This window comes from Nocardioides sp. CCNWLW216, from assembly GCF_037120545.1.
GTDB lineage: Bacteria > Actinomycetota > Actinomycetes > Propionibacteriales > Nocardioidaceae > Nocardioides > Nocardioides lianchengensis.
The window spans coordinates 100,386-123,779 of record NZ_JBBBBJ010000006.1 but is presented as its reverse complement, the minus strand read 5'-3'; the positions used below and the strand labels follow the sequence as shown (position 1 = coordinate 123,779).

Sequence of the window (23,394 nt, the reverse complement as noted above, 5' to 3'; positions counted from 1 at the left end):
AGGCAGGCAGGACATGGGTGAGCACGTCAGGCTCGAGGTCGCGGACGGGGTCGGGACCATCCGGCTGGACCGGCCGAAGATGAACGCCATCAGCCTCCAGGTGCAGGACGAGCTGCGCGCCGCCGCGGCCGAGGCGACCGAGCGCGACGACGTCCGCGCCGTCGTCGTGTACGGCGGGGAGCGGGTCTTCGCCGCCGGCAACGACGTCAAGGAGATGGCCGACATGTCCCACGCGGACATGGTCAAGGCCTCCGGCCCGCTGCAGGACGCGGTCACCGCCATCGCCCGGATCCCGAAGCCGGTCGTCGCGGCCGTGACCGGCTACGCGCTGGGCGGCGGCTGCGAGCTGGCTCTGGCCGCCGACGTGCGGTTCGCGGCCGAGGGCGCGGTGCTCGGCCAGCCCGAGGTGCTGCTCGGGATCATCCCCGGCGCCGGCGGCACCCAGCGCCTGGCCCGGCTTATCGGGCCGGCGAAGGCCAAGGACCTGATCTTCACCGGCCGGTTCGTGAAGGCCGACGAGGCCCTGGCCATCGGGCTGGTCGACCGGGTGCTCCCCGCCGCCGACGTGTACGCCGAGGCCGTCGCCTGGGCCGGCCAGTTCAGCGAAGCGGCGGCGCTCGCCCTGCGCGCGGCCAAGGAGAGCGTCGACCGCGGCCTCGAGACCGATCTGGGGACCGGGCTCGAGATCGAGCGCCAGCAGTTCGCGGCCCTGTTCGCGACCAGCGACCGCGAGGCCGGGATGCGCTCCTTCGTCGAGAGCGGTCCGGGGAAAGCGACCTTCACCGGTCGCTGACCCGTCGGCGTCGGTTCCGGGGAGGTTTGGGTCACACCCCGCTGTGCCATCCTCGGGACGTGGCGAGAGAGAGCAAGACCGTGACCCGATCCGGCACCGCGAAGATCCGCGTGCGCGCGGCCCAGGCGGTCTGGGCCGTGGCCGCCCTGCTGGCCCTGGTGCTGGCGGTCGGGGCCCTGCTCGTCGCGATCGACCAGACCAACGAGTCCAACGGCCTGGTCCGGTTCGTCCTCGATCTCGCCGACGCGGTGGACCTCGGTGTCTTCGACCGCCGGGACGGGGTGATGACCTTCGACACCGACTCGGCCAACGCCCTCGTCAACTGGGGCCTGGCTGCCGTGGTCTGGCTGGTCATCGGCCGGGTGCTCGAACGGGTGATCCGGCCCTGAGCCTCCGGTACGGCGCCCGCCGTACCGTGACAGCGACACTGTGAGGTATCCAACCCGTCCGGCCGGTTTCGACCCTGGTGACTGGCCGGTAGCCTCACGGACACATTCGAGTGCACAGGAGGGGCCTTCACGGCCATCACCATGAACATTGTTGTCTGTGTGAAGTACGTGCCCGACGCCACTGCCGACCGGCAGTTCGAGTCGGACAACACCGTTGACCGAGTGGGTGTCGACGGCCTGCTGTCGGAGCTCGACGAGTACGCCGTGGAGCAGGCCCTCCAGCTGAAGGAGAAGGCCGGCGACGACACCACCGTGACCGCCCTCTGCGTGGGTCCCGAGAAGGGTGTCGACGCGGTCCGCAAGGCGCTGCAGATGGGCGCCGACCAGGGCATCCACGTCATCGACGACGCCATCGCCGGCTCCGACTACGTCGCCACCTCGCTGGTGCTGGCCAAGGCCGTCGAGAAGGCCGGGTCGGAGAAGAAGGTCGACCTCGTCATGTGCGGCATGGCCTCGACCGACGCCTCCGGCGGCGTGCTCCCGGCGATGCTGGCCGAGCGCCTCGGTCTGCCGCAGGTCACCTACGCGTCGGTCGTCGAGACCCAGGGCGACCAGGTCCGCGTGAAGCGTGACTCCGACACCGCGACCGAGGTCATCGGTGCCTCGATGCCGCTGGTGCTCTCGGTGACCGACCAGACCGGCGAGGCCCGCTACCCGTCGTTCAAGGGGATCATGGCGGCCAAGAAGAAGCCGCTGGAGACCTGGTCGCTCTCCGACATCGGCGTCGACGCCGGCGAGGTCGGCCTGGACGCGGCCTGGACCGCGGTCGAGGACACCTCGGCCCGCCCGCCGCGCACGGCCGGCGAGATCGTCACCGACGAGGACGGCTCGGGCGCCACGGCGCTGACCGAGTTCCTCGTCTCGAAGAAGTTCATCTGAGGACGGGGAGAGACACATGACTGAGGTCCTGGTCGTCGTCGACCACGTCGACGGCGCGATCCGCAAGCCCACCTACGAGCTGCTGACGCTCGCCCGCAAGCTGGGCGAGGCGTCCGCGGTGTTCTTCGGCAGCCCCGACAAGGGCGCCGAGGCGGCCACCAAGCTCGGCCAGTACGGCGCCGAGAAGGTCTACGTCGTCGACGACGCGCAGATCAAGGGCTACCTGGTGGCCCCGAAGGCCGAGGCGCTCCAGCAGCTGGTCGAGAAGACCAGCCCCGCCGCGGTGCTCTTCGTCTCGGGCTACGAGGGCAAGGAGGTCGCCGCCCGGCTGGCGATCAAGACCTCCTCCGGCCTGATCACCGACGCCGTCGACATCGACGACGCCGGTGTCGTCACCCAGAGCGTGTTCGCCGGCAACTACACGGTGACCGGCAAGGTCACGAAGGGCACCCCGCTGATCACGGTCAAGCCCAACTCCGCCCCGGTGGAGGAGGTGGGCGCCGCCGGCACCGTCGAGGAGTTCGCGGCCACCATCTCGGACGCCGCCAAGACCGCTCAGATCGTGGCCCAGCAGCCGCGCAAGGCGACCGGTCGTCCCGAGCTGACCGAGGCCGCGATCGTGGTCTCCGGCGGTCGGGGCACCGGCGGCAACTTCGAGCCGATCGAGGGTCTGGCCGACGCGCTGGGCGCCGCGGTCGGTGCCTCGCGCGCCGCGGTCGACTCCGGCTGGATGCCGCACAGCTTCCAGGTCGGTCAGACCGGCAAGGTCGTGAGCCCGCAGCTCTACGTCGCCAACGGCATCTCCGGCGCCATCCAGCACCGGGCCGGCATGCAGACCTCGAAGACCATCGTCGCGGTCAACAAGGACGAGGAGGCGCCGATCTTCGAGCTCGTCGACTTCGGCGTCGTCGGTGACCTGCACGCGGTGCTGCCCGCGGCCACCGAGGAGATCAACCAGCGCAAGGGCTGATCCACCACGCCGAGTCGGCGTGAGTTTGCTGCCGAGTCGGCACGAACTCGCGCCGACTCGGCATTTCGGGCTATCGCGTGCGGGGGACGGCGTACGAGACGGCGGCGCCGCCGCCGCGGATGCGGGCCGAGGTCCAGATCCGGGTCGCCGCGGTCGACGTGGCGACCACGCGGATCGAGGCCGGGCGCGACGAGGCCATCCGGCCCACGCTGACCGCGGTCTGCCCGACGATGCCCCTCACGGGAGGAAGGCTAGCCGGGGATCAGGCCCGGCTGATCGAGAACGCCGCGATGAACCCGAGCGCGGCCAGCAGTCCCGTGTAGAGCTGGGTGCGCTCGAAGGCCTCCGGGATCATCGTGTCCGCGACCATGGCGAGGATCGCGCCGGCGGCGATCGAGGTGATCACCGCGAGCGTCTCGGGACTCGCGCCGTCCAGCGCGAGGCAGCCCAGCAGCCCGGCCAGCCCGGAGGCCAGGGCGATCGCCCCCCACACCCCGAAGACGTACGACGCGCTGCGTCCGCCGCGCTTCATGCCCGCCGCGCTGGAGAGTCCCTCGGGCAGGTTGGAGATCGCGATCGCGGCGAGCACCGGGACGCCGACCCCGCCGCCCCCGAGCAGGGAGAGCCCGAGCACGACGGACTCGGGGACGCCGTCGAGCAGCGCACCGACCGCGATCGCCGTCCCGCTGCCCTGCTGCTCCTCCTCGGTGGGCTGCTCGTCGCCGGCCCGCTTGCGGTGTCGGGCGCCGCGTCGCGCGAGCAGCACGTTCGCGCCGACGTACGTGACCGCTCCGGTCAGCAGGCCGGCGGCGGTCGCGGACAGGCCGCCCGTCGCCTCGGCCTCCTCGACCAGCTCGAACGACAGCGCCGAGATCAGCACCCCGGAGCCGAAGGCCATCACGCCGGCGACGACGGGTCGCGGCACGCGCACCCACCAGGCGATCGCCGCGCCGACGACCAGCGTGCCGCCGGCGAGGAGTCCCCACAGTCCGGCCTGCAACCAGACGGGCATCCGGCGCTCCTCTCGGTCCTAGGCTGGGCGCATGAGCAGTACCCCCGAAGCGCCCGGCGTGATCGACGTCGCCGTCCGCGCACGCACCGCCAGCCACGATCTCGCCCTGGCCACCCGGGCCCGGAAGGACGCGGCGCTGCACGGCATGGCCGACGCGCTCCTGGCCCGCGAGACCGAGGTGCTCGCGGCCAACGCCGAGGACGTCGCCCGGGCCGAGGCCGGGGGGACGCCCGCCAACGTCGTCGACCGGCTCCGCCTCACGTCGGACCGGCTTGCCGGCATGGCGCAGGGGCTGCGCGACATAGCCGGGCTGCCGGACCCGGTCGGCGAGGTGGTGCGGGGGAGCACCCTGGCCAACGGGCTGGAGCTGCGTCAGGTGCGGGTGCCGTTCGGGGTGGTCGGGATCATCTACGAGGCCCGGCCCAACGTCACCGCCGACGCGGCCGGGATCTGCCTGAAGTCGGGCAACGCGGTCCTGCTCCGCGGCAGCTCGAGCGCGCGGTCGAGCAATGCCGCGATCGTCGCCGTGCTGCGCGATGCCGTCGTCGCGGTCGGGCTGCCGGCCGACGCCGTCCAGCTGGTGCCCGGCGACACCCACGACAGCGTCAAGGAGCTGATGCGGGCCCGCGGGCACGTCGACGTGCTGATCCCGCGCGGCGGCGCCGGGCTGATCCGCAGCGTCGTCGAGGAGTCGACGGTGCCGGTGATCGAGACCGGCGTCGGCAACTGTCACGTCTACGTCGACGCGGCCGCCGACCTGGAGAAGGCGCTGGCCATCGTGCTGAACGCCAAGACCCACCGCACCAGCGTCTGCAACGCGGCCGAGTCCCTGCTCGTGCACGCCGACGTCGCCGACGCGTTCCTGCCGCAGGTCGTCGCCGCGCTCCAGGCGGCCGGCGTGACCATCCACGGCGACCAGGCGTTCGCGTCGTACGACGGCGTCGTGCCGGCCACCGACGAGGACCACGGGACCGAGTACCTCTCCCTCGACATCTCCGCGGCCGTCGTGGGTTCGGTCGACGACGCGATCGCCCACATCCGACGCTTCTCCAGCGGGCACACCGAGGCGATCGTCACCGAGGACCAGCGGGCGGCCCGTCGGTTCACCGCGGCCGTGGACTCAGCCGCGGTGCTGGTGAACGCCTCGACCCGGTTCACCGACGGGGGCGAGTTCGGCTTCGGCGCCGAGATCGGCATCAGCACCCAGAAGCTCCACGCCCGCGGTCCGATGGGCCTGCCGGAGATGACGTCGACCAAGTACGTCGTCACCGGTGACGGCCACGTGCGCTGACGCCGGTCCTCACGGGTAGGCTGCGTTCATGCTCAGCACCCTGACCACCACCGTGCTCGCCGCCGAAGAGACCCACCACGAGGTCAACCAGGCCCTGGCCTGGGGCATCGGCGTGCTCACCCTGGGGATCCTCTTCGGCCTGATCTTCGCCCTGATGGCGTTCGGGGCCGGCCGCGAGCACAGCTGACGTGACCGCCGCCGCCCCCGGGCCCCGGCGCGTCGGGGTCATGGGCGGCACGTTCGACCCGATCCACCACGGCCACCTCGTGGCCGCCTCCGAGGTCCAGGCCTGGTTCGACCTGGACGAGGTGGTGTTCGTCCCCACCGGCGACCCGTGGCAGAAGTCCGACCGGATCGTCTCGCCGGCCGAGGACCGCTACCTGATGACGGTCATCGCGACGGCGGCCAACCCGCGGTTCACCGTCTCCCGGGTCGACATCGACCGCGACGGGCCGACGTACACCCGCGACACCCTGCAGGACCTGAAGGTCGCGATGCCGGACGCCGAGCTCTACTTCATCACCGGTGCCGACGCCCTGACCGAGATCTTCACCTGGCGCGACCCGGACGAGCTCTTCGAGCTGGCCCAGTTCGTCGGCTGCACGCGGCCCGGCTACACCATGGACGCCGAGACGCTCGCCGCGCTGCCGGCCGACCGCGTGACCGTCGTCGAGATCCCGGCGCTGGCCATCTCCTCGACCGCCTGTCGTGAGCGCGCCCGGCGCGGGGAACCGGTCTGGTACCTCGTCCCCGACGGCGTCGTGCAGTACATCAGCAAGCACCACCTCTACCCCAAGGATTCGCAGTGACTGCCACCGAGCACGCCCTCGAGCTCGTGAGCGCCGCGGCCCGCGCCGCGTCCGACAAGCTCGCCACCAACATCATCGCCTTCGACGTCAGCGAGCAGCTGGCCATCACCGACGCCTTCGTGCTCGCCTCGGCCGGCAACGACCGACAGGTGAAGTCGATCGTCGACGAGGTCGAGGACAAGCTCCGCGAGATCGGGGCCAAGCCGATCCGCCGGGAGGGCGAGCGCGACGGACGCTGGGTCCTCATCGACTACGGCGAGATCGTCGTGCACGTCCAGCACGAGGAGGAGCGGCAGTTCTACGCGCTCGAGCGGCTCTGGCGCGACTGCCCGTCGATCGCCCTGCCCGCCGACGTCACCTCGCGCGAGCAGTGACCCCGCGGCGCCTGGTCCTGCTCCGGCACGGCCAGACCGCCTGGAACAAGGCGCTCCGCGTCCAGGGGCAGATCGACGCCGACCTCGACGACACCGGGCGCGCGCAGGCCGAGGCGGTGGCGCCGGTGCTGGCGACCCTCGACCCGACGCTGCTCTGGTCCTCCGACCTCGCCCGCGCGCGGGACACGGCGTCGTACGTCGAGAAGGCCGCCGGCCTCGCGGCGTCGTACGACGCACGGCTGCGGGAGACCCACCTGGGGGAGCGGCAGGGCCTGACCCACGACGAGTACGCCGCGCTCGACCCGGTCGAGTTCGCGCAGTTCCGGCAGGGCCACTACGACGCGGTGCCCGGCGCTGAGCGGACGGCCGCCGTGCGCGACCGGATGGTCGCCGCCGTCACCGACCTGCGCCGCGCCCTGGCTCCCGGCGAGACCGGGATCGCGGTCTCGCACGGGGCGGCGATCCGGGTGGCCGTCGGCGGCCTGCTGGGCTGGCCGGCCGACCAGTACCGCTCGCTGCGCGGTCTCGGCAACTGCGGCTGGGTGGTCCTGGTCGAGCGACCCGGTTCCGACGGACTGGCTCTGGAGGCCTACAACCGGGCCGTACCGACCCCCGATTTCACATCGGCGACATCGGTTGGCTAATATTCCGCAGGTTGCTCGACGGGAGACCGAAGAGCGAACTGATGGGGCTGTGGCGCAGCTGGTAGCGCATCTGCATGGCATGCAGAGGGTCAGGGGTTCGAGTCCCCTCAGCTCCACTCGATGACGAGGACGTGGTCTGCGGACCACGTCCTCTCGTCATTTCACGGCGAGGCCCGCCGACGCCGCCTGCTGCCGGGCAGCCCCTCGTCTCATGGAGCATCCCTCCTGATGCTCCTCACAGGAATTCGTGAAAGGTTTCGCCTATCACTGAAGTCGGGCTGTGGACGGGGTGCACCGTGCAGGAACGTGGAGTCGGCAGGGCCAACGGGACGTGGTGCTGACGTGCCTGTCTTCCTCAAGGACGGGCGGGCCGTCCTCTTCGTGCACGTCCCGAAGGCCGGCGGCACCAGCCTGGAGCGACTGTTCGGGAAGTCGGGCTGGACGATGCACCTCCGTGCCTCGCGGCGCTCCGACCCGGACACGTTCGACCTGATCCGCTGCTCGCCCCAGCACTACCACGCGACCCTGCTGGGCGAGCTGCTCCACCTGGACCGGTTCGACGCCCGGTTCCTGGTCGTCCGGGACCCGATCGCGCGGTTCCGGTCGGAGTACGTCATGCGCCACGGCGCCAACGCGCGGAACGCGGCCCCGCAGGTGCTGTCCTGGTGGCGCTGGGCCCGCGCGCGGTACGACGAGGACCCGTTCGTCCACGACAACCACCTGCGTCCCCAGGCGGAGTTCCTGCTCCCGGACGCCGAGGTCTACCGCCTGGAGGACGGGCTGGAGCGCGTGGTCGCGGACCTGAACGCGCGCTTCGACCTCGGCCTGGAGGGCCGGCTGCCGCGCGCCTCCCACAGCCGCCGGGTCGGGGTCTCGAGCGACGACGTGGAGGTGTCGCCGGTGCTGGCCGCCGAGCTCGCCGACTTCTACCGGGCGGACTACGAGCGGTTCGGCTACCCGCTGCCGACCGGCTGACGCGCGCCGGCCCCCGAGTGGAACGGCCGGCTGCGGGGTGACGGCGATTCCCCTATCGTGACTAGAACGTGTTCTACGTCACTGCAGGGAGCGACCGATGACCGACTTCAACCTCTCGACCGTCTTCGCGACCGTGGCCGCCGCGGTCCCGGACCAGGAGGTGGTGGTCTGGCGCGACCGGCGCGTGACCTACGCCGAGATGGACCGACGTGTCGACGGGTTGGCGCACTTCCTGGTGGCGCAGGGCCTCGGCTGCCACACCGAGCGCGCCGACCTGGCCGGGCACGAGTCCGGCCAGGACCACGTGGGCATCTACCTGCGCAACGGACCCGAGTACCTGGAGTCGATGGTCGCCGGCTACCGCTCCCGCACGGCCGCCTTCAACGTGAACTACCGCTACGTCGAGGAGGAGCTCCTCTACCTGCTCTCGGACGCGGACACCAAGGGGCTCGTCTACCACGCGGAGTTCGCCCCGATGGTCGCCTCCGTGCGTGACCGGCTGCCCGGCCTCCGGGTCCTGGTCCAGGTGGCCGACGGGTCCGGCAACGCCCTGCTCCCCGGGGCGGTCGACTACGAGGAGGCGGTGCGCACGCCGCCGCCCGCCGCGGGCATGCCGACGCCCAGCGGCGACGACCTGTTCCTCATCTACACCGGCGGCACGACCGGCATGCCGAAGGGCGTGCTGTGGCGCCAGGCCGACATCTACGTCAACTCCATGGGCGGCACCCCGTTTGGGGCCAGCGAGCCGTTCGCGTCGTACGACGCCATCGGTGCCGCGGCGAAGGCGGCCGGCGGCGGCATGGGGCTGCTCATGATCCCGCCGCTGATGCACGGCGCGGCGCAGTGGTCGACCTTCTTCGCGATCACCTCCGGCGGTCGGATCGTCTTCCCCGACGACGTGCACCGTTTCGATCCGGCCAACGCGCTGATGCTGGCGGCCCGGGAGCGGGTGGCCAGCATCCCGACGGTCGGCGACGCGATCGCCATGCCGCTGGTCGAGGAGATGGAGCGGACGTCGTACGACCTGTCGGGGCTGTTCGCGCTCGGCAACGGCGGTGCCGCCCTCACGCCGACGGTGCGCGAGCGGCTGTTCGCGGTGGCGCCGCACGTGATGGTCCTCGACTCCGCCGGCGCCTCCGAGACCGGGCTGCAGGCCAGCCAGGCGGTGGGCAGGGGCGGCAGCAGCGAGGCGATGGTCTTCACGCCGCAGAACCCCGACACCACGGTCGTGGACGACCTGCTGACCCGCGTCCTGCAGCCGGGGGAGTCCGGCGGCTGGCTGGCCCGCAAGGGGCAGATCCCGCTCGGCTATCTGGGCGACCCGGCCAAGACCGCCCGCACGTTCCCGGTCATCGACGGGGTCCGCTGGGCGGTGCCCGGCGATCGGGCCAACCTGCTCGAGGACGGCCGGATCCAGCTCCTCGGTCGCGAGAGCGTCACCATCAACTCCGGCGGCGAGAAGATCTTCGTCGAGGAGGTCGAGCGGGCGATGGCCGCACATCCCGCGGTCCGCGACGTCGTCGTCGCCGGTCGGCCCTCCGAGCGCTGGGGGAGCGAGGTGGTCGCCATCGTGCAGCTCGAGGACGGCAGCGACGTCACCGACGAGGACCTGGTCGCCGAGTGCGCTCGGCACGTCGCGCGCTACAAGCTGCCCAAGGGCATCGTGCGGGTGCCGTCGGTGCAGCGCTCGCCCGCGGGCAAGGCCGACTACCGCTGGGCCAAGGAGCAGGCCGGTCAGTCGGTCCCCTCCACGACGTAGAGCGGCAGCCGCAGCGCCGCCGGCGCCGTCGGGGGTACGACGGGCGCCCGTGGTGCGACCGCGGGCAGCCGGACGTAGCCGCTGGCCGGCCGCGGGTCCGCGTCGCCCTTGTTGGGCCACAGCGAGGCGGCCCGCTCGGCCATCGCGGTGATGGTCAGCGACGGGTTCACGCCGAGGTTGGCCGCGACGACCGAGCCGTCCATCACGTGCAGCCCGTCGTACCCGTGGACGCGGTGGTAGGGGTCGACGACGCCCGTCTCGCGGGTCAGGCCGATCGGGCAGCCACCGAGGAAGTGCGCGGTGATCGGGACGTCGAACGCCTCGTTCCAGCCGGCCCCGGGGATGCCGCCCATCCGCTCGGCCACCTGCCGGCTGACCAGGTTGGCCTCGGGCAGGTGGGTGGGGTTCGGCTCGCCGATGCCCTGGCGGGTCGTCATCACCCGGCCGCGGCCCAGCCGTCGACGCCGGGTGTAGGTGGTGAGCGAGTTGTCGTCGGTCTGCATGACCAGCAGCCCGATCGTCTGCTCGGACCAGCCGCGCGGGTCGTGCAGCCGGCGCAGGTCGCGGCGTCCGCGCCACATCGCGCGCAGCATCACTCCCAGCCGGCTCCGGCCGGGCTCGGGGTCGGTCATCGTGGCCATCGCCAGCCCCATCGTGTTCGACCCGCGGCCGTAGCGACAGGGCTCGACGTGGGTCCGCTCGTCGAGGTGGATCGAGGAGGTGATGGCCACGCCCTCGGTGTAGTCGACGTCGTCGCCGCGGGCGCGCACCGCCAGCCCGGCCTCGGAGTTGGTCCGGCTCAGCTCGCCCAGTCGCGGGGACAGGCGGGGCAGCCTGCCGGCGTCGCGCTGGGCATGCAGTAGCCGCTGGGTGCCCAGCGAGCTGGCCGCCAGGACGACGTGTCCGGCCGTGAAGGTACGCCGGGCCCGGCGCCGGTCGGTGCGGTGCGTGTCGACGGCGTACCCGCCCCCGGGCAGCGGTCGTACGGCGGTCACGGTGGTGAGCGGGTGCACCACCGCCCCGGCGCGCTCGGCGAGGTGGAGGTAGTTCTTGACCAGGGTGTTCTTGGCGTTGTGGCGGCAGCCGGTCATGCACTCGCCGCAGTGGCGGCAGGTGTGCCGCTCCGGTCCGACGCCGCCGAAGAACGGGTCGCCGACCGGTGTGCCCGGCTCGGGCCCGAGCACCACGCCCACGTCGGTCGGGCGCCAGCCGTCCCGCACCCCGAGGTCGTCGGCGACGGCCTGCATCACCCGGTCCGCGGGCGTGACCCGGTCGTACGTCGTGACCCCGAGCATCCGGTGGGCCTGGTCGTACCAGGGCGCCAGCTCGGCCTCCCAGTCGGTGAGGTCGCGCCAGTGCGGGTCGTCGTAGAAGGAGCGGCCGGGCTGGTAGAGCGTGTTGCCGTAGACCAGTGAGCCGCCCCCGACGCCCGCGCCGCTGACCACCAGCACGTCGCGCAGCAGGTGGAAGCGCTGGATGCCGAACATCCGCAGCGCAGGGACGAAGAGGTACCGCCTGCTGTCCCAGGAGGTCGCGGCGAACTCGTCGTCGGCGAAGCGGCGCCCGGCCTCGAGCACGCCGACGTCGTACCCCTTCTCGGTGAGGCGCAGGGCGGTGACGCTGCCCCCGAATCCCGAGCCGATGACGAGCACGTCGTAGTCGTGGGCGGTCATGCCGGGACGGTACGACAGATTCCGGACGGCGGTCGTCGGGATCCCGCTGAGGCTAGCCTCACCTTTCTGGAATCGATCCAGAAAAGGTGGTTAGGTGAGGACGTCACCGATCGAAAGGAACCACACGTGTCCGACCTCCTGCACGCCGGCGCCCCCACCCACGTCGCCCGTCCCGCCTTCCAGGCCTCGCCCACCCTCGCCGCCCACCTGCAGCAGCTGCTCGTGGACCTGACCGACCTGCACCTGCAGGGCAAGCAGGCTCACTGGAACGTCGTCGGCCTCAACTTCCGCGACCTGCACCTCGCCCTCGACGAGGTCGTCGACGCCGCCCGCGAGTTCTCCGACACCGTCGCCGAGCGGATGCGCGCCATCTACGCCGAGCCCGACGCCCGCGCCGCCACCGTGGCCGCGCAGACCAGCCTCGCCGAGTTCCCGGCCGCGGAGGTCAACACCTCCGAGACCGTCGACCTGATCGGCAGCGCGCTCTACGCCGTCGCCGGCACCGCGCGTCGCATCCACGACGAGGTCGACGCCGAGGACCCCACCTCGGCCGACATCATCCACGCCATCCTTGAGCGCCTCGAGCAGCTCGCCTGGATGATCGACTCCGAGAACCGGGTCGCCGGCAAGTCGCTGCCGCGCCCCGTGCACCGCTGATCCTTCGCTGGCCCTCGCTGGCCCTCGCTGGCCCTCGCTGGCCCTCGCTGGTTGAGGTGCGAAGGACGAAGTCCTGAGCCTCGAAACCCGGTGAGCCGAGCGGTGGCGTCTACGTCAGCCTGCTTCTCGGCTTGCGGGGGTTTCGAGGCCCCTCCGCTCCTTCGTCGCTTCGGGGCACCTCAACCCGCGACCCGAAGCGCATCGAGAAGTCCTCGGCCACGACCGAGGTGACCGGACGGCCCGCTCGCACCCAGGCGAGCGGGCCGTCGGCGTCCAGTGACCACGTGGCCTGCGCGGAGCGGACCCGGCCGCCGGCGCGGATCGGGCTGACGAGGGTGCGTCCCGCGCGTGTCTGGACGGTGGTACCCCGCAGCAGGGGCGGGACGGGGACCCGTCCCCGCCGCGGGGAGAACGAGGCGGAGGCGATCGGCCCGGTGGCCGTCTCCGCGAAGAGCGGCCCGAAGGTCGCGAGGTCCTTGGGGATGCCCCACAGGGCGCGCCCGCCGAGCATCGAGGTCTCGCTGTCGACCCAGATGTCGGTGATCGAGATCCCGACCTTCCGGCCGGTGCGGACGACCACGCCGGCGAGCAGCTCGTCGTAGGCCATCAGCCCGCGGTCGTCGTACGACACGAACGCGGTGGCGGCCAGGGCCGTGCCGCGCACCGCGAGCGGCGTCGCCGAGAACGGCAGTGGGGGCAGCGCGTCGACCGGGACGCGCCACAGGGTCACGTGTCCGACGCCGGTCAGGTCCCAGGGCTCGGGGGGGTAGGCGGCGGTCACGAGACCTCCTCGAGGTCGTTCCAGTCGACGGCGGCGAGCCGGGCGCGGTACTCCGCGACCAGGCCCGGCCAGTTGGTGGTGATCCGGCGGCCGTCGACGTACCAGCTGTCGCAGCCGGCGAACGCGCTGTGGGCCAGCCGCTCCTGCATCTCGCGGTCGTAGGCGTCGTACGACGAGGCACGGACGCCGACCACCCGGGCTCCGCCGTCGGCGATCCGGCGCGCGACCTGGGCGACGTAGCCGGCCTGGGCCTCGAGCATGTTGATGATCGAGCTGCCGCCGAGGTTGGTGTTGGGGCCGTAGATGCAGAACAGGTTGGGGAAGCCGGGCACGCTCAGCCCGAGGTGGGCGCGGGCGCCGTCGGACCAGGCCTCGTGCAGGTCGCGCCCGTCGACGCCGGTGACCGTCAGCGGGTCCAGGAACCGGGTCGCGGCGAAGCCGGTGCCCCACACGACGGCGTCGACCTCGTGCAACCGGCCGTCGGCGGTGCGGACGCCGGTCGGCTCCAGGCCGGTGACCTCCTCGGTGACGACGTCGACGTGCCGGCGGTCGAGCGCGCGGTACCAGTCGTTGGAGAAGAGCAGTCGCTTGCAGCCCAGCGCGTAGTCGGGGACCAGCCGTCGTCGGAGCGCTGGGTCGGAGACCTGGCGGCGCAGGTGCCCGCGCCACGCCAGCCGGAGGGTCGCGAGCAGCGGGCGGCTGATCGGCGAGTCGCCGGACAGGGCCGCGTTGAACCGCTCGGTCAGCCAGAACCACGCGCGCCGCTCGGCCCGCACCAGGGCCGGGAAGCGGCGGAACAGCCGGTGGTGGCGGGGGTCGTAGGCCTGGTCCGGCTTCGGGACGACGTACGGCGCGGACCGCTGGAAGACCGTCATCGCGGCCACCCGGTCGACGATGCCGGGCACCAGCTGGATCGCGCTCGCGCCGGTGCCGATGACCGCGACCCGCTTCCCGGTCAGGTCGACGTCGTGGCGCCACTGGGCGGAGTGGAAGGCCGGGCCGTCGAACCGGCCCGGGATCCGCGGCACCACGGGCTGGGACAGCTGACCGAGCGCGGCGACGACCAGGTCGGCGTCGTACGACGTCCCGCCGGCGGCGTCGACGCGCCAGCGCCCGGTGCTCTCGTCGTACGTCGCGGCGGTGACCTCGACGCCGGTGCGGACCAGGTCGAGCAGCCCGTCGTCCGCGGCGGCCGAGCGCAGGTAGTCGAGGATCTCCGGCTGGGTGCCGTAGCGCCGGCTCCAGTCGGGCTTGACCGCCCATGACCAGGAGTAGAGCGGCGACGGCACGTCGCACGCGGCGCCCGGGTAGGTGTTCTCGCGCCACACCCCGCCGACCCCGTCGGCCCGCTCGAGCACGGTCACGTCGCTCAGGCCCTGCTCGCGCAGCGCGTGCGCGACGCCGAGGCCGCCGAAGCCGGCCCCGATCACGACCACGCGCGGCTGTCCCATGACGAGGACGCTACGAATCCGCGCGGGTCGGGGGGAGGGGGTGTTGCCCTCATGGTTGATAATTCCGGACATGCGTCTCCCGCCGCCGGCCGCCGAGGACTGGGAGTTCCCGCGCGCCGTCGCCGGCATCGCCCACCTCGTCCGGTACGCCGCGGCGCGCGGCGCCGAGCCTGCGGCCCTGCTGGCCGGGACCGGGCTGGGCCTGGCCGACCTCGACGTCCCCGACCGCGAGGTGACCGCGGCCCAGGAGCTGCGGGTCGTGCGCACCCTGCAGCGGCACTTCCCCGGCGCGGGCGCCGACGTGGGGGCGACGTACCGCCCGGCCAGCTTCGGCGTCTTCGGCTTCGGCCTGCTGGCGAGCCGCACCGTCCTGGACGCCATGGACCTGGCCCTGCGATTCATCGACCTCAGCTACACCTTCGCGATCCCGCGGGCGGACGTCGTCGGCGACCGCGTCGAGATCACCGTCGACGGCACCCGGCTGCCGCGCGACGTGCGGTCGTTCCTGGTCGCACGCGACGCAACCGCGATCGACGTGGTGCTGGCGGGGCTGGTGCCGGGCGGGGTGGGGGCCCGGCTGGTGCCGGGCGAGGACGTCGCCCGGATCTCGCTGGCCGTCGGCGAGCTGGACCGACCGCTGCCGACGCGCGGCTCGGCGGAGGTCGCCGAGGCGCTGTGCCGCGACGTGGTGGCCCCTCGTCGCGAACGGGCCGGGGTGGTGGGCGACGTACGGGTCCTGATCACCCAGCAGCTGCCGGACGGGTCGCCGATGGGCGCCGTCGCCGCCGAGCTGGGGCTCACCGAGCGCAGCCTGAGGCGGCGGCTCAGTGCCGAGGGGACGAGCTATCAGGCGCTGCTCGACGAGGTCCGCTCGGCGCTGGCCCGCTCGCTGCTCGGCGGTCGCGCGACCATCCCGGTCGCGGACGTGGCGGCCCGGCTGGGGTACGCCGATGCCGCCGCGTTCACCCACGCCTTCCGGCGGTGGACGGGGACGACGCCGGGCGCCTATCGCGGCTGACCCGGGGCCGCGGCCGCCGAGCTGTAACGCGATGTTCGCCGCACTAGGTACGCGCTGCAGCGCGTACCTAGTGCGGCGAACATCGCGTTACACCGAGGGTGGGTCCGTCGCAGCGACTCGCGCACGTCGGCGTCGAGGTCGCTGGACGCGTGGGCCGCCCAGGTCGGCTCGACGCGGGTGTCGGTCGTCAGCTGGTCGCGGAACTGCTCGTCGGTGAAGGTGAGCATTCCGCAGTCACGACCTATGCGATGGTCATGCCTCCGTCGACGGCGAGGGTCTGGCCGGTGATGTAGCCGCCGGCCTCCGAGGCGAGGAAGACCGCGGTCGCCGCCAGCTCGCGCGGGTCACCCTTGCGGCCGCTGGGGTTGCGCTGGTTCTGCGACTCCAGGTAGCCGGGAGGGTACTGGTCGGTCATCTCGGAGGTGAAGAAGCCCGGGGCGATCGCGTTGACCCGGATGCCCTTGCGTCCGGTCCACTGCTGCGCCAGGTCCCGGGTCAGGCCGATCAGGCCCGCCTTGGACGCGGCGTACGCCGCCTGCGGCAGTCCGGCGGTCGTCAGGCCCAGGACCGAGGAGATGTTGATGATGCTGGAGCCCGGCTGCATCACCCGGCCGCAGGCCTGGGCCATCCAGTAGCAGCCGTTGAGGTTGACGTCGATGACGCCGCGGAACTGCTCGGGCGTCTCGCGGGTGGCGGGGACCGCCGTACCGACGCCGGCGTTGTTGACCAGCACGTCGACGTGGCCGAACTCCTCGACGGCCAGGGCGACGATGTTCGTGCAGGCCTCCGGGTCGGCGACGTCGGTCTCCACCGCCAGGGCCTTCCGGCCGGTCGCCTCGACCAGGGCGGCGGTGTCGGCGAGCCGGTCGACCCGGCGGGCGCCGAGCACGACGTCGGCGCCCGCCTCGGCGAAGCCCTGGGCGAAGGCGACCCCCAGGCCGCTGGAGGCACCGGTGACCACGACGACCTTGCCGTCGAGTCGGAACATGTCGGGAACGGTCATGCGGTCACTGTAGGGCGCTCCTGATCTCCGACTTCAGCACCTTGCCGACCTTGGAGCGGGGCAGGTCGTCCCACACCTCGACCTGCTTCGGGGTCTTCACGCTGCCGAGCCGCTGCTTGACCGACGCCCTCAGGTCGGCCGGGTCGAGAGCCTGGCCGGGGCGCAGCTGCACCACGACCGTGAGCCGCTCGCCCCACTTCTCGTCGGGCAGGCCGACCACCGCACAGTCCTGCACCGCCGGGTGCTGCATCACCGCCTGCTCGACCTCGGAGGAGTAGACGTTGAAGCCGCCGGTGATGACCATGTCCTTGGCCCGGTCGACGATGAACAGGTACTGGTCCTCGTCGAGGTAGCCGATGTCGCCGGTGTGGTGCCAGCCGTACGCCGACGCCTCGGCCGTGGCCTCCGGATCGCGGAGGTAGCCGGCCATCACCAGCGAGCTGCGGACGACGATCTCGCCGCGCTCGCCCGGCGGCAGCAGGCGACCCTCCTCGCCCATGATGGAGACCGTCACCAGCGGAGCCGGACGCCCCGCTGATGACAGCCGTTCGCGGGCGACCGTGCCGTCGGCGTGGAAGTGGTCGCGGGGGGACATCGTCGAGATCATCATCGGCGCCTCGGTCTGGCCGAACAGCTGCGCCATCACCGGGCCGATCCTCCTCAGGGCCTCCTCGAGGCGGGCGGCCGACATCGGGGCGGCGCCGTACCAGAAGCACTGCAGCGAGGTGAGGTCCGTGCGCTCCAGCGCTTCATGGGCCAGCACCATGTAGATCAGCGTCGGCGGCAGGAACGTGTGGGTGACGCGGTGGCGCTCGAGGTGCTCGAGGAAGTCCCCGACGTCCGGCTGCCGCATCACGACGATCTCGCCGCCCTTCGCGAGGACCGGGAAGCACAGGACGCCGGCGGCGTGGGTCAGGGGGGCCAGCGCGAGGTAGACGGGCCGCCCCTCCCACGGGTAGCTCATGAGCGTGATCGCGGTCATCGTCTCGAGGTTGGTGCCGGTGAGCAGCACGCCCTTCGGGGTGCCCGTGGTGCCGCCGGTGCCGACGATCATGGCGATGTCGTCGACCGGGGTGGCCTCCCGGTGCTCGGCGTCCAGGAACGACTCCCAGTCGAGGGCCCACTCCACGTCGCCGTCCAGGCACACCAGGGCCGTCAGCTCGGGCAGCTCGCCGCGGATCTGGTCGACCAGGGGAGCGAACGACGCCTGGAAGACCAGCACGCGGCAGCCGAAGAGGGCGAGCAGGTCACGGTTCTCGGACGCCTCGTTGCGGGGGTTGATCGGGCACCAGACCGCGCCGGCCCGGCTGATCCCGAAGACCGTGGTGAAGGCCAGCGGGTCGTTGGCCGACAGGATCGCGACCGCATCGCCGGGCCGGACGCCCCGGGCGACCAGGCCCGCCGAGATGCGGAAGCTCAGCTCCCGCACCTCGGCGTACGAGCTGGTGGTGCCGTCGGTCGTGAGGCAGGGCGCGTCCGGCCCGATCGACCAGCCCTTGTCGAGGTAGTCGACGAGCCGCACGACGTCAGCCCTCGACGGTCAGGACGGGGGCCTGCACGAGCCCGAACGAGCGCAGCACGCCGAGCAGCTCGCGGTGGCCGAAGGCCTGGCAGCCCGACGCGAAGCCGACCCGTCGGGGCGGCTGCTGGAGCAGGGAGTACGCCGCGTACGCCTGCATCAGTCCGGTCTGCTTGTAGTTCTGGTTGCCGTGGATCACGCAGTGCGCACGCCCGAGCGGGCCGGACGCGTGCACCGAGTCCAGCGACTTGTTCAGCCGCGGGTTCTCGCGTGGCGGCATCTCGCTCATCACCTGCGAGGCGGTGGCCACCAGCGCGGCGTACTTGTCGTCGGGGTTCATGTCCTTGGTCGCCTCGACGGCACCCGCCACGATCTGCGGGACGGCCAGCATCAGCTGCTTGTTGAACACCCCGCCCAGTGCCTTGACGTTGGCGACCCGCGGGTCCCGGCGGTACCAGACCGGGTGGGACGTGCCACCCCACGGCAGGGCGAGCGCCACCTCGTGCTGCCCGGGCAGCACCAGCTCGGTGTGCCCGCCGTCCGGGTCGAACGGCACGTAGGTGTTCTGCTCCAGGTAGTGCGCCCCGGACAGGGCCGCGTTGAACAGGATCGTCTGGGTCGAGGCGATCGTCGGGCTGCCGCCCCAGAAAACCGCGATGTCGAGGGTGTCGAGCCCGGGGGTCTCCAGGGCGATCTCGGCCGCGATCTCGCCGGTCGTGTACATCTGCGCCAGGCCGGGGGAGAGCAGGAGTCCGGCGGCGGCGAAGTCGGCGCCGTACTGCTCGTCGCAGGTGATCAGCCAGTCCTGCTCGCCCGTGGTGTCGGTGTAGTGCGCACCCGCGGCGAGGCACGCCTCGACAACCTCCGGTCCCCACTTGCTGAACGGGCCGACCGTGTTCAGGACGACGGACGCACCGCTGAACAGCTCGGTCAGCGAGTCCACGTCGTGGCTGACCTGCACGACGTCGTACGACGCGGTCTCGATGCCGGGGACGTGCTTGTCCATGGACGCCTGGAGCCGGTCCTCGTCGCGGCCGGCCGCGACGAAGGGGACGCCGTACTCGCGGAGGTACTCGCAGATGAGCCGGCCGGTGTAGCCGGAGGCGCCGTAGACGACGACCTGCTTGTCGGTGCTCATCTCACATCCCCATTCCGCCGTCGACGGGCAGACCGGCCCCGTTGACGAAGCGCGCAGCGTCGGAGGCCAGGAAGACCACGGCGTCGGCCATGTCGGCGACCTCGCCGAGGCGGCCCGACGGAGTCAGCTCGATGACGGCCCCGACGGCCTCCTCGGGGGAGCCGAACAGGCCGAGCTCGGCGACGTCGTTGGCCAGGCCGGCCCCCATGGCGGTGGGCACCAGGCCGGGGTAGATGCAGTTGACGCGCACGCCGTAGCCGAGCTTGCCCGACTCCATGGCGGCCACCCGGGTCAGCCGGTCGACGCCGGACTTGGTGGCGGAGTAGACGGCGATGCCGGGGAACGCGATGGTCGCGGCGACGGAGGCGACGTTGATGACCGCGCCGCCCCGGCCCGCGGCGCCGCCGGGTCGCATGGTGCGGAAGGCGTGCTTGATGCCGAGCGAGGTGCCGAGCAGGTTGACCTCGAGCTGCTTGCGCACCTGGTCGGGGTCGAGGTCGACGATCAGGCTGGTGATCTCGATGCCGGCGTTGTTGACGACGATGTCGAGCCCACCGAGCAGCGCCGTGGCCTCGGCGACCGCCGACTCCCAGCTGGCGTCGTCGGTCACGTCGAGGTGCACGAAGCCGTGGCCCTCGCCCAGGGACTCCGCGACCTGGGGGCCGAGGTCGTCCTGCAGGTCGGCGACGACCACGTGCGCGCCGGCCGCGGCCAGCGCCTGGGCCATGCCCTCGCCCAGGCCCTGGGCGCCTCCTGTCACCAGTGCCTTGCGGCCGGTCAGGTCGAGAACGGTCATCGTGACTCCTTCGTCAGCGGAAAACGGTGGATGTGGTGCCGCTCACAACCTACGAGAATCTTGACGACTGTCAAGATTTCTCTGGACAATTGTCAAGAAAATCGGGAAGTCCTAGGATGCGACCGATGACCGCGCTCACCACCCGGGCCACCGACAAGGTCGACGCCCGCCGCAACCAGCTCGCCGAGTCGGCGCTGAAGACGCTCGGCGAGCTCGGCTACGCGCGGGCGAGCCTGCGCGAGATCGCCACCAACTCCGAGTTCAGCCATGGCGTCGTGCACTACTACTTCCGCGACAAGATCGAGCTGATCGTCTACTGCGTGCGCTACTACAAGGCCCGCTGCGTGACCCGCTACGACGCGGTCGTCTCCGAGTCGACGACCGCCGACGGGCTGCTCGACGCGTTCGCCGCCAAGCTGGTCGAGACGTTGCACGAGGAGGCGCCGATGCACCGCCTCTGGTACGACCTCCGCGCCCAGAGCATGTTCGAGGAGCAGCTCCGTGAGGCGGTCACCATGATCGACCGCACCCTGGAGGAGATGATCTGGCGCGTCGTCACCCGCTACGCCGAGCTCGCCGGGCGCGAGGTCGTGGCGACCAGCGACACGGCGTACGGCGTCCTCGACGGGGTCTTCCAGCAGGCACTGCTCGCGCTGGCGGGTGGCGAGGCCGCTGCTCTCGACCGGATCACCGGTCAGGTGCGCGCCCTGATGCCGCTGCTGCTCGGGGCCCGGGTCGTCGACTCCGCCGCGTCCTGACCCTCCGGTAGAGTGGGCGTCATGCGCAGGACCCTGCTCCTTACCTAGCCGCGTCGACGAGCACCACCCGACGCGGCCGCCCCTCGTGTCCGAGGGGCTTTTTTGTGCCCGGAGCAGCCAGACGAGAGAGCGCGAGAGAGAACGAGATGAGCGAGCAGCAGACCACCGAGACCGGCGCCGAGACGTACGACGTGCAGGCCGTGCAGGACAAGTGGCTGCCGGTCTGGGACCAGCTGCAGCCGTTCCGCGCCGACGACGACTCGCCGCGCGAGAAGAAGTACGCGCTGACGATGTTCCCCTACCCCTCGGGTGACCTGCACATGGGGCACGCCGAGGTGTTCGCGATCCACGACGTCATCGCGCGCTACTGGTGGTTCCGCGGCTTCGAGGTGCTCAACCCGATGGGCTGGGACTCGTTCGGGCTGCCGGCCGAGAACGCCGCGATCCGCAATGACGAGCACCCGGCGACCTACACCTACGCCAACATCGAGACCCAGCTGCACTCCATGCAGCGCTACGCCACCAGCTTCGACTGGTCGCGCCGCCTGCACACCTCCGACCCGGAGTACTACCGCTGGACCCAGTGGCTGTTCCTGAAGATCCGCGAGCGGGGCCTGGCCTACCGCAAGAACTCCCCGGTCAACTGGTGCCCCCAGGACCAGACCGTGCTGGCCAACGAGCAGGTGCTGGCCGACGGCACCTGCGAGCGCTGCGGCGCCGAGGTCACCAAGCGCGAGCTGACCCAGTGGTACTTCAAGACCACCGACTACGCCCAGGAGCTGTACGACGGCCTGGACGCGCTGCAGGACACCTGGATCGGCAAGGTCGTCAACGCCCAGCGCAACTGGATCGGCCGCTCCGAGGGCGCCCACGTCGACTTCGTCCTGGATGGCCGCGACGAACCGGTCACCGTCTACACGACCCGACCGGACACGCTGCACGGCGCGACGTTCATGGTCGTCGCGGCCGACGCCGGGCTGGCCGCCGAGGTCGTCACCGACGAGCAGCGCCCGGCGTACGAGGCGTACGTCGAGGAGATCCGCAAGGCCTCCGACATCGACCGGCTGGCGACCGACCGGCCCAAGACCGGCGTCTTCCTGGGCGTGCACGCCACCAACCCGGTCAACGGCGAGCGGATCCCCGTGTGGGCCGCGGACTACGTGCTGGCCGACTACGGCACCGGCGCGATCATGGCGGTGCCCGCGCACGACCAGCGCGACCTGGACTTCGCCCGGAAGTTCGACCTGCCCGTGCGGATGGTCGTCGACACCGGCGAGGAGGACCCGGCGTCGTCGTACGTCGCCACCACGGGGGACGGCACCTACGTCAACTCGGGCGCCCTGGACGGGATCGCCGACAAGGCGACCGGCATCCGGACCACCATCGAGCAGCTGCAGGCCGCCGGCACGGGGGAGGGCACGGTCAACTTCCGGCTGCGCGACTGGCTGCTGAGCCGCCAGCGCTACTGGGGCTGCCCGATCCCGATCATCCACTGCGAGGCGTGCGGCGAGGTCCCGGTCCCCGAGGACCAGCTGCCGGTCGAGCTGCCCGAGCTGCGCGGCGCCGACCTGAAGCCCAAGGGCACGTCGCCCCTGGGGGCGGCCACCGAGTGGGTCGAGGTCGACTGCCCGTCGTGCGGCGGCCCGGCGCGGCGCGACACGGACACGATGGACACCTTCGTCGACTCGTCCTGGTACTTCTTCCGCTACCTGTCGCCGCACGACGACACCCAGGCGTTCGACACCGCGCTGGCCAACGCGTGGGGCCCGGTCGACCTGTACATCGGCGGCGACGAGCACGCCGTGCTGCACCTGCTGTACGCGCGCTTCTTCACCAAGGTGCTGCGCGACATCGGGCTGATCGACTGGGACGAGCCGTTCTCGGCGTACCTGTCGCAGGGCAAGGTCATCAACAACGGCCGCAAGATGAGCAAGTCGCTGGGCAACGGCATCAGCCTGGGCGACCAGCTCGACGAGTTCGGCGTCGACGCCGTCCGGCTGACCCTGGTCTTCGCGAGCCCGCCCGAGGACAACATCGACTGGGCCGACGTGTCGCCCGCCGGCTCGCTGCGCTTCCTGCAGCGCGCCTGGCGGCTGGCCAACGACGTGACCTCCGAGCCCGGCGCGGACGTCACCACCGGTGACCGGGCGCTGCGCCAGCTCACCCACCGCACCGTCCACGAGGCCGAGGTGCTGGTCGAGTCGTACCGCTTCAACGTGGTGATCGCGCGCGTCATGGAGCTGGTCAACGCGACCCGCAAGGCCATCGACTCCGGCTGCGGCCCCGCCGACCCGGCGGTTCGCGAGGCCGCCGAGGCGGTGGCGATCGTGCTGTCGCTGGTGGCGCCGTACACGGCGGAGGAGATGTGGGAGCGCCTGGGCCACCGGCCCACCGTCGCCCGCGCCGACTGGCCGGTCGTCGACCCGGCGCTGCTGGTCGAGGACTCGGTGACCGCGATCGTGCAGATCCAGGGCAAGGTCAAGGCCCGCCTGGAGGTGTCGCCCGACATCACCGAGGCCGACCTGGAGGCCCTGGCCCTGGCCGACCCGGGCGTCGTGGCCGCGATCGACGGTCGCCCCGTCCGCAAGGTCGTCGTCCGCGCCCCCAAGCTGGTCAACGTGGTCGTCTGAGGCCGGTCCTCTAAC

At 71.9% G+C, this 23,394-nt stretch carries 24 protein-coding genes and 1 tRNA gene; 16 read left to right on the top strand and 9 right to left on the bottom strand.

Features of this window, described 5'->3' with window-relative positions:
- Window positions 1–13 precede the first annotated feature (13 nt).
- From V7S47_RS15090 to V7S47_RS15075, 4 genes are all read left to right on the top strand, one after another.
- Window positions 14–793, top strand: coding sequence for an enoyl-CoA hydratase/isomerase family protein (locus V7S47_RS15090; protein WP_336562325.1), 780 nt, complete (start codon window positions 14–16; stop codon window positions 791–793).
- Window positions 794–852: 59 nt separating this feature from the next.
- Complete coding sequence (locus V7S47_RS15085; protein ID WP_090859398.1) at window positions 853–1,182, top strand: hypothetical protein; 330 nt, start codon at window positions 853–855, stop codon at window positions 1,180–1,182.
- A gap of 159 nt (window positions 1,183–1,341) precedes the next feature.
- The gene (locus V7S47_RS15080) at window positions 1,342–2,121 is read left to right on the top strand and encodes an electron transfer flavoprotein subunit beta/FixA family protein (RefSeq protein WP_336562323.1); all 780 of its coding nucleotides are present in this window, start codon (window positions 1,342–1,344) and stop codon (window positions 2,119–2,121) included.
- Window positions 2,122–2,137: 16 nt separating this feature from the next.
- Window positions 2,138–3,091 (top strand): electron transfer flavoprotein subunit alpha/FixB family protein, encoded by a 954-nt coding sequence (locus V7S47_RS15075; RefSeq protein WP_336562322.1) that lies wholly within the window; start codon window positions 2,138–2,140, stop codon window positions 3,089–3,091.
- Window positions 3,092–3,161: 70 nt separating this feature from the next.
- Here the strand turns inward: V7S47_RS15075 and V7S47_RS15070 are convergent, their stop codons facing one another.
- Together V7S47_RS15070 and V7S47_RS15065 are read right to left on the bottom strand one after the other, a co-directional pair.
- A complete protein-coding gene (locus V7S47_RS15070) occupies window positions 3,162–3,332 on the bottom strand; it encodes a hypothetical protein (protein ID WP_336562321.1) in 171 nt (56 codons plus the stop codon).
- 21 nt (window positions 3,333–3,353) lie between these two features.
- Window positions 3,354–4,103, bottom strand: coding sequence for a ZIP family metal transporter (locus V7S47_RS15065; protein ID WP_336562320.1), 750 nt, complete (start codon window positions 4,101–4,103; stop codon window positions 3,354–3,356).
- Between the two features lie 31 nt (window positions 4,104–4,134).
- Here V7S47_RS15065 and V7S47_RS15060 point away from each other — a divergent pair, with 31 nt between their 5' ends.
- The 8 genes from V7S47_RS15060 to V7S47_RS15025 all read left to right on the top strand — a co-directional run bounded on the left by V7S47_RS15060 (window position 4,135) and on the right by V7S47_RS15025 (window position 9,955).
- Complete coding sequence (locus V7S47_RS15060; protein ID WP_336562319.1) at window positions 4,135–5,394, top strand: glutamate-5-semialdehyde dehydrogenase; 1,260 nt, start codon at window positions 4,135–4,137, stop codon at window positions 5,392–5,394.
- 28 nt (window positions 5,395–5,422) lie between these two features.
- On the top strand, window positions 5,423–5,581 hold the full coding sequence (locus V7S47_RS15055; protein ID WP_170867131.1) for a hypothetical protein: 159 nt from the start codon (window positions 5,423–5,425) through the stop codon (window positions 5,579–5,581).
- Window positions 5,582–5,621: 40 nt separating this feature from the next.
- A complete protein-coding gene (gene nadD, locus V7S47_RS15050; RefSeq protein WP_090859636.1) occupies window positions 5,622–6,203 on the top strand; it encodes a nicotinate-nucleotide adenylyltransferase in 582 nt (193 codons plus the stop codon).
- Window positions 6,200–6,577 (top strand): ribosome silencing factor, encoded by a 378-nt coding sequence (rsfS, locus tag V7S47_RS15045; RefSeq protein ID WP_336562318.1) that lies wholly within the window; start codon window positions 6,200–6,202, stop codon window positions 6,575–6,577. Before nadD ends, rsfS begins: the two co-directional genes overlap by 4 nt.
- A complete protein-coding gene (locus tag V7S47_RS15040) occupies window positions 6,574–7,221 on the top strand; it encodes a histidine phosphatase family protein (protein WP_336562317.1) in 648 nt (215 codons plus the stop codon). Before rsfS ends, V7S47_RS15040 begins: the two co-directional genes overlap by 4 nt.
- A 43-nt stretch (window positions 7,222–7,264) precedes the next feature.
- Window positions 7,265–7,337 (top strand) — tRNA-Ala (locus tag V7S47_RS15035).
- Window positions 7,338–7,563: 226 nt separating this feature from the next.
- On the top strand, window positions 7,564–8,196 hold the full coding sequence (locus V7S47_RS15030) for a sulfotransferase family 2 domain-containing protein (RefSeq protein ID WP_336562316.1): 633 nt from the start codon (window positions 7,564–7,566) through the stop codon (window positions 8,194–8,196).
- Between the two features lie 97 nt (window positions 8,197–8,293).
- Window positions 8,294–9,955: an acyl-CoA synthetase gene (locus V7S47_RS15025; RefSeq protein ID WP_336562315.1), complete on the top strand. Its 1,662-nt coding sequence runs from the start codon at window positions 8,294–8,296 to the stop codon at window positions 9,953–9,955.
- On the opposite strand, the gene V7S47_RS15020 is transcribed toward V7S47_RS15025, so the two are convergent.
- The gene (locus V7S47_RS15020) at window positions 9,931–11,628 is read right to left on the bottom strand and encodes a GMC family oxidoreductase (protein WP_336562314.1); all 1,698 of its coding nucleotides are present in this window, start codon (window positions 11,626–11,628) and stop codon (window positions 9,931–9,933) included. The two genes, V7S47_RS15025 and V7S47_RS15020, sit on opposite strands and share 25 nt — an antisense overlap.
- Window positions 11,629–11,754: 126 nt before the next feature.
- Between V7S47_RS15020 and V7S47_RS15015 the strand changes: the two genes are divergently transcribed.
- On the top strand, window positions 11,755–12,285 hold the full coding sequence (locus V7S47_RS15015; RefSeq protein ID WP_244509467.1) for a Dps family protein: 531 nt from the start codon (window positions 11,755–11,757) through the stop codon (window positions 12,283–12,285).
- A 109-nt stretch (window positions 12,286–12,394) separates the two neighbouring features.
- Here V7S47_RS15015 and V7S47_RS15010 read toward each other — a convergent pair whose 3' ends face one another.
- On the bottom strand, window positions 12,395–13,066 hold the full coding sequence (locus V7S47_RS15010) for an acetoacetate decarboxylase family protein (protein WP_336562313.1): 672 nt from the start codon (window positions 13,064–13,066) through the stop codon (window positions 12,395–12,397).
- Window positions 13,063–14,517, bottom strand: coding sequence for a flavin-containing monooxygenase (locus V7S47_RS15005; RefSeq protein WP_336562312.1), 1,455 nt, complete (start codon window positions 14,515–14,517; stop codon window positions 13,063–13,065). The genes V7S47_RS15010 and V7S47_RS15005 overlap by 4 nt, the downstream gene beginning before the upstream one ends.
- A 70-nt stretch (window positions 14,518–14,587) precedes the next feature.
- On the opposite strand from V7S47_RS15005, the gene V7S47_RS15000 reads away from it, so the two are divergent.
- Window positions 14,588–15,535, top strand: coding sequence for a helix-turn-helix transcriptional regulator (locus V7S47_RS15000; RefSeq protein WP_336562310.1), 948 nt, complete (start codon window positions 14,588–14,590; stop codon window positions 15,533–15,535).
- A 241-nt stretch (window positions 15,536–15,776) separates the two neighbouring features.
- On the opposite strand, the gene V7S47_RS14995 is transcribed toward V7S47_RS15000, so the two are convergent.
- Genes V7S47_RS14995 through V7S47_RS14980 form a run of 4 tightly spaced genes read right to left on the bottom strand, consistent with a single transcriptional unit; the run spans window position 15,777 to window position 19,991 of the window.
- Window positions 15,777–16,538 carry an SDR family NAD(P)-dependent oxidoreductase gene (locus V7S47_RS14995; protein ID WP_090859375.1) on the bottom strand — a complete coding sequence of 254 codons (762 nt, stop codon included), beginning with the start codon at window positions 16,536–16,538 and terminating at the stop codon, window positions 15,777–15,779.
- A gap of 4 nt (window positions 16,539–16,542) precedes the next feature.
- Entirely contained in the window at window positions 16,543–18,060 is a 1,518-nt protein-coding gene (locus V7S47_RS14990) for an AMP-binding protein (protein WP_336562309.1), read from the bottom strand.
- 4 nt (window positions 18,061–18,064) lie between these two features.
- Window positions 18,065–19,195, bottom strand: coding sequence for a DUF5938 domain-containing protein (locus V7S47_RS14985; protein WP_336562308.1), 1,131 nt, complete (start codon window positions 19,193–19,195; stop codon window positions 18,065–18,067).
- Window position 19,196: 1 nt separating this feature from the next.
- Window positions 19,197–19,991 (bottom strand): SDR family NAD(P)-dependent oxidoreductase, encoded by a 795-nt coding sequence (locus V7S47_RS14980; RefSeq protein WP_336562307.1) that lies wholly within the window; start codon window positions 19,989–19,991, stop codon window positions 19,197–19,199.
- Window positions 19,992–20,116: 125 nt separating this feature from the next.
- Between V7S47_RS14980 and V7S47_RS14975 the strand changes: the two genes are divergently transcribed.
- Entirely contained in the window at window positions 20,117–20,749 is a 633-nt protein-coding gene (locus V7S47_RS14975; RefSeq protein ID WP_336562306.1) for a TetR/AcrR family transcriptional regulator, read from the top strand.
- Between the two features lie 146 nt (window positions 20,750–20,895).
- Entirely contained in the window at window positions 20,896–23,379 is a 2,484-nt protein-coding gene (leuS, locus tag V7S47_RS14970) for a leucine--tRNA ligase (RefSeq protein WP_090859365.1), read from the top strand.
- Window positions 23,380–23,394: the final 15 nt, after the last annotated feature.

Excerpts from the sequence above, each read along its gene's own strand:
- V7S47_RS15090 (WP_336562325.1), top strand. The coding sequence starts at position 14 with ATGGGTGAGCACGTCAGGCTCGAGGTCGCGGACGGGGTCGGGACCATC.
- V7S47_RS15075 (WP_336562322.1), top strand. The coding sequence starts at position 2,138 with ATGACTGAGGTCCTGGTCGTCGTCGACCACGTCGACGGCGCGATCCGC.
- V7S47_RS15065 (WP_336562320.1), bottom strand. The coding sequence starts at position 4,103 with ATGCCCGTCTGGTTGCAGGCCGGACTGTGGGGACTCCTCGCCGGCGGC.
- V7S47_RS15060 (WP_336562319.1), top strand. The coding sequence starts at position 4,135 with ATGAGCAGTACCCCCGAAGCGCCCGGCGTGATCGACGTCGCCGTCCGC.
- V7S47_RS15055 (WP_170867131.1), top strand. The coding sequence starts at position 5,423 with ATGCTCAGCACCCTGACCACCACCGTGCTCGCCGCCGAAGAGACCCAC.
- nadD (WP_090859636.1), top strand. The coding sequence starts at position 5,622 with ATGGGCGGCACGTTCGACCCGATCCACCACGGCCACCTCGTGGCCGCC.
- V7S47_RS15025 (WP_336562315.1), top strand. The coding sequence starts at position 8,294 with ATGACCGACTTCAACCTCTCGACCGTCTTCGCGACCGTGGCCGCCGCG.
- V7S47_RS15020 (WP_336562314.1), bottom strand. The coding sequence starts at position 11,628 with ATGACCGCCCACGACTACGACGTGCTCGTCATCGGCTCGGGATTCGGG.
- V7S47_RS15005 (WP_336562312.1), bottom strand. The coding sequence starts at position 14,517 with ATGGGACAGCCGCGCGTGGTCGTGATCGGGGCCGGCTTCGGCGGCCTC.
- V7S47_RS15000 (WP_336562310.1), top strand. The coding sequence starts at position 14,588 with ATGCGTCTCCCGCCGCCGGCCGCCGAGGACTGGGAGTTCCCGCGCGCC.
- V7S47_RS14995 (WP_090859375.1), bottom strand. The coding sequence starts at position 16,538 with ATGACCGTTCCCGACATGTTCCGACTCGACGGCAAGGTCGTCGTGGTC.
- V7S47_RS14985 (WP_336562308.1), bottom strand. The coding sequence starts at position 19,195 with ATGAGCACCGACAAGCAGGTCGTCGTCTACGGCGCCTCCGGCTACACC.
- V7S47_RS14980 (WP_336562307.1), bottom strand. The coding sequence starts at position 19,991 with ATGACCGTTCTCGACCTGACCGGCCGCAAGGCACTGGTGACAGGAGGC.
- V7S47_RS14975 (WP_336562306.1), top strand. The coding sequence starts at position 20,117 with ATGACCGCGCTCACCACCCGGGCCACCGACAAGGTCGACGCCCGCCGC.
- leuS (WP_090859365.1), top strand. The coding sequence starts at position 20,896 with ATGAGCGAGCAGCAGACCACCGAGACCGGCGCCGAGACGTACGACGTG.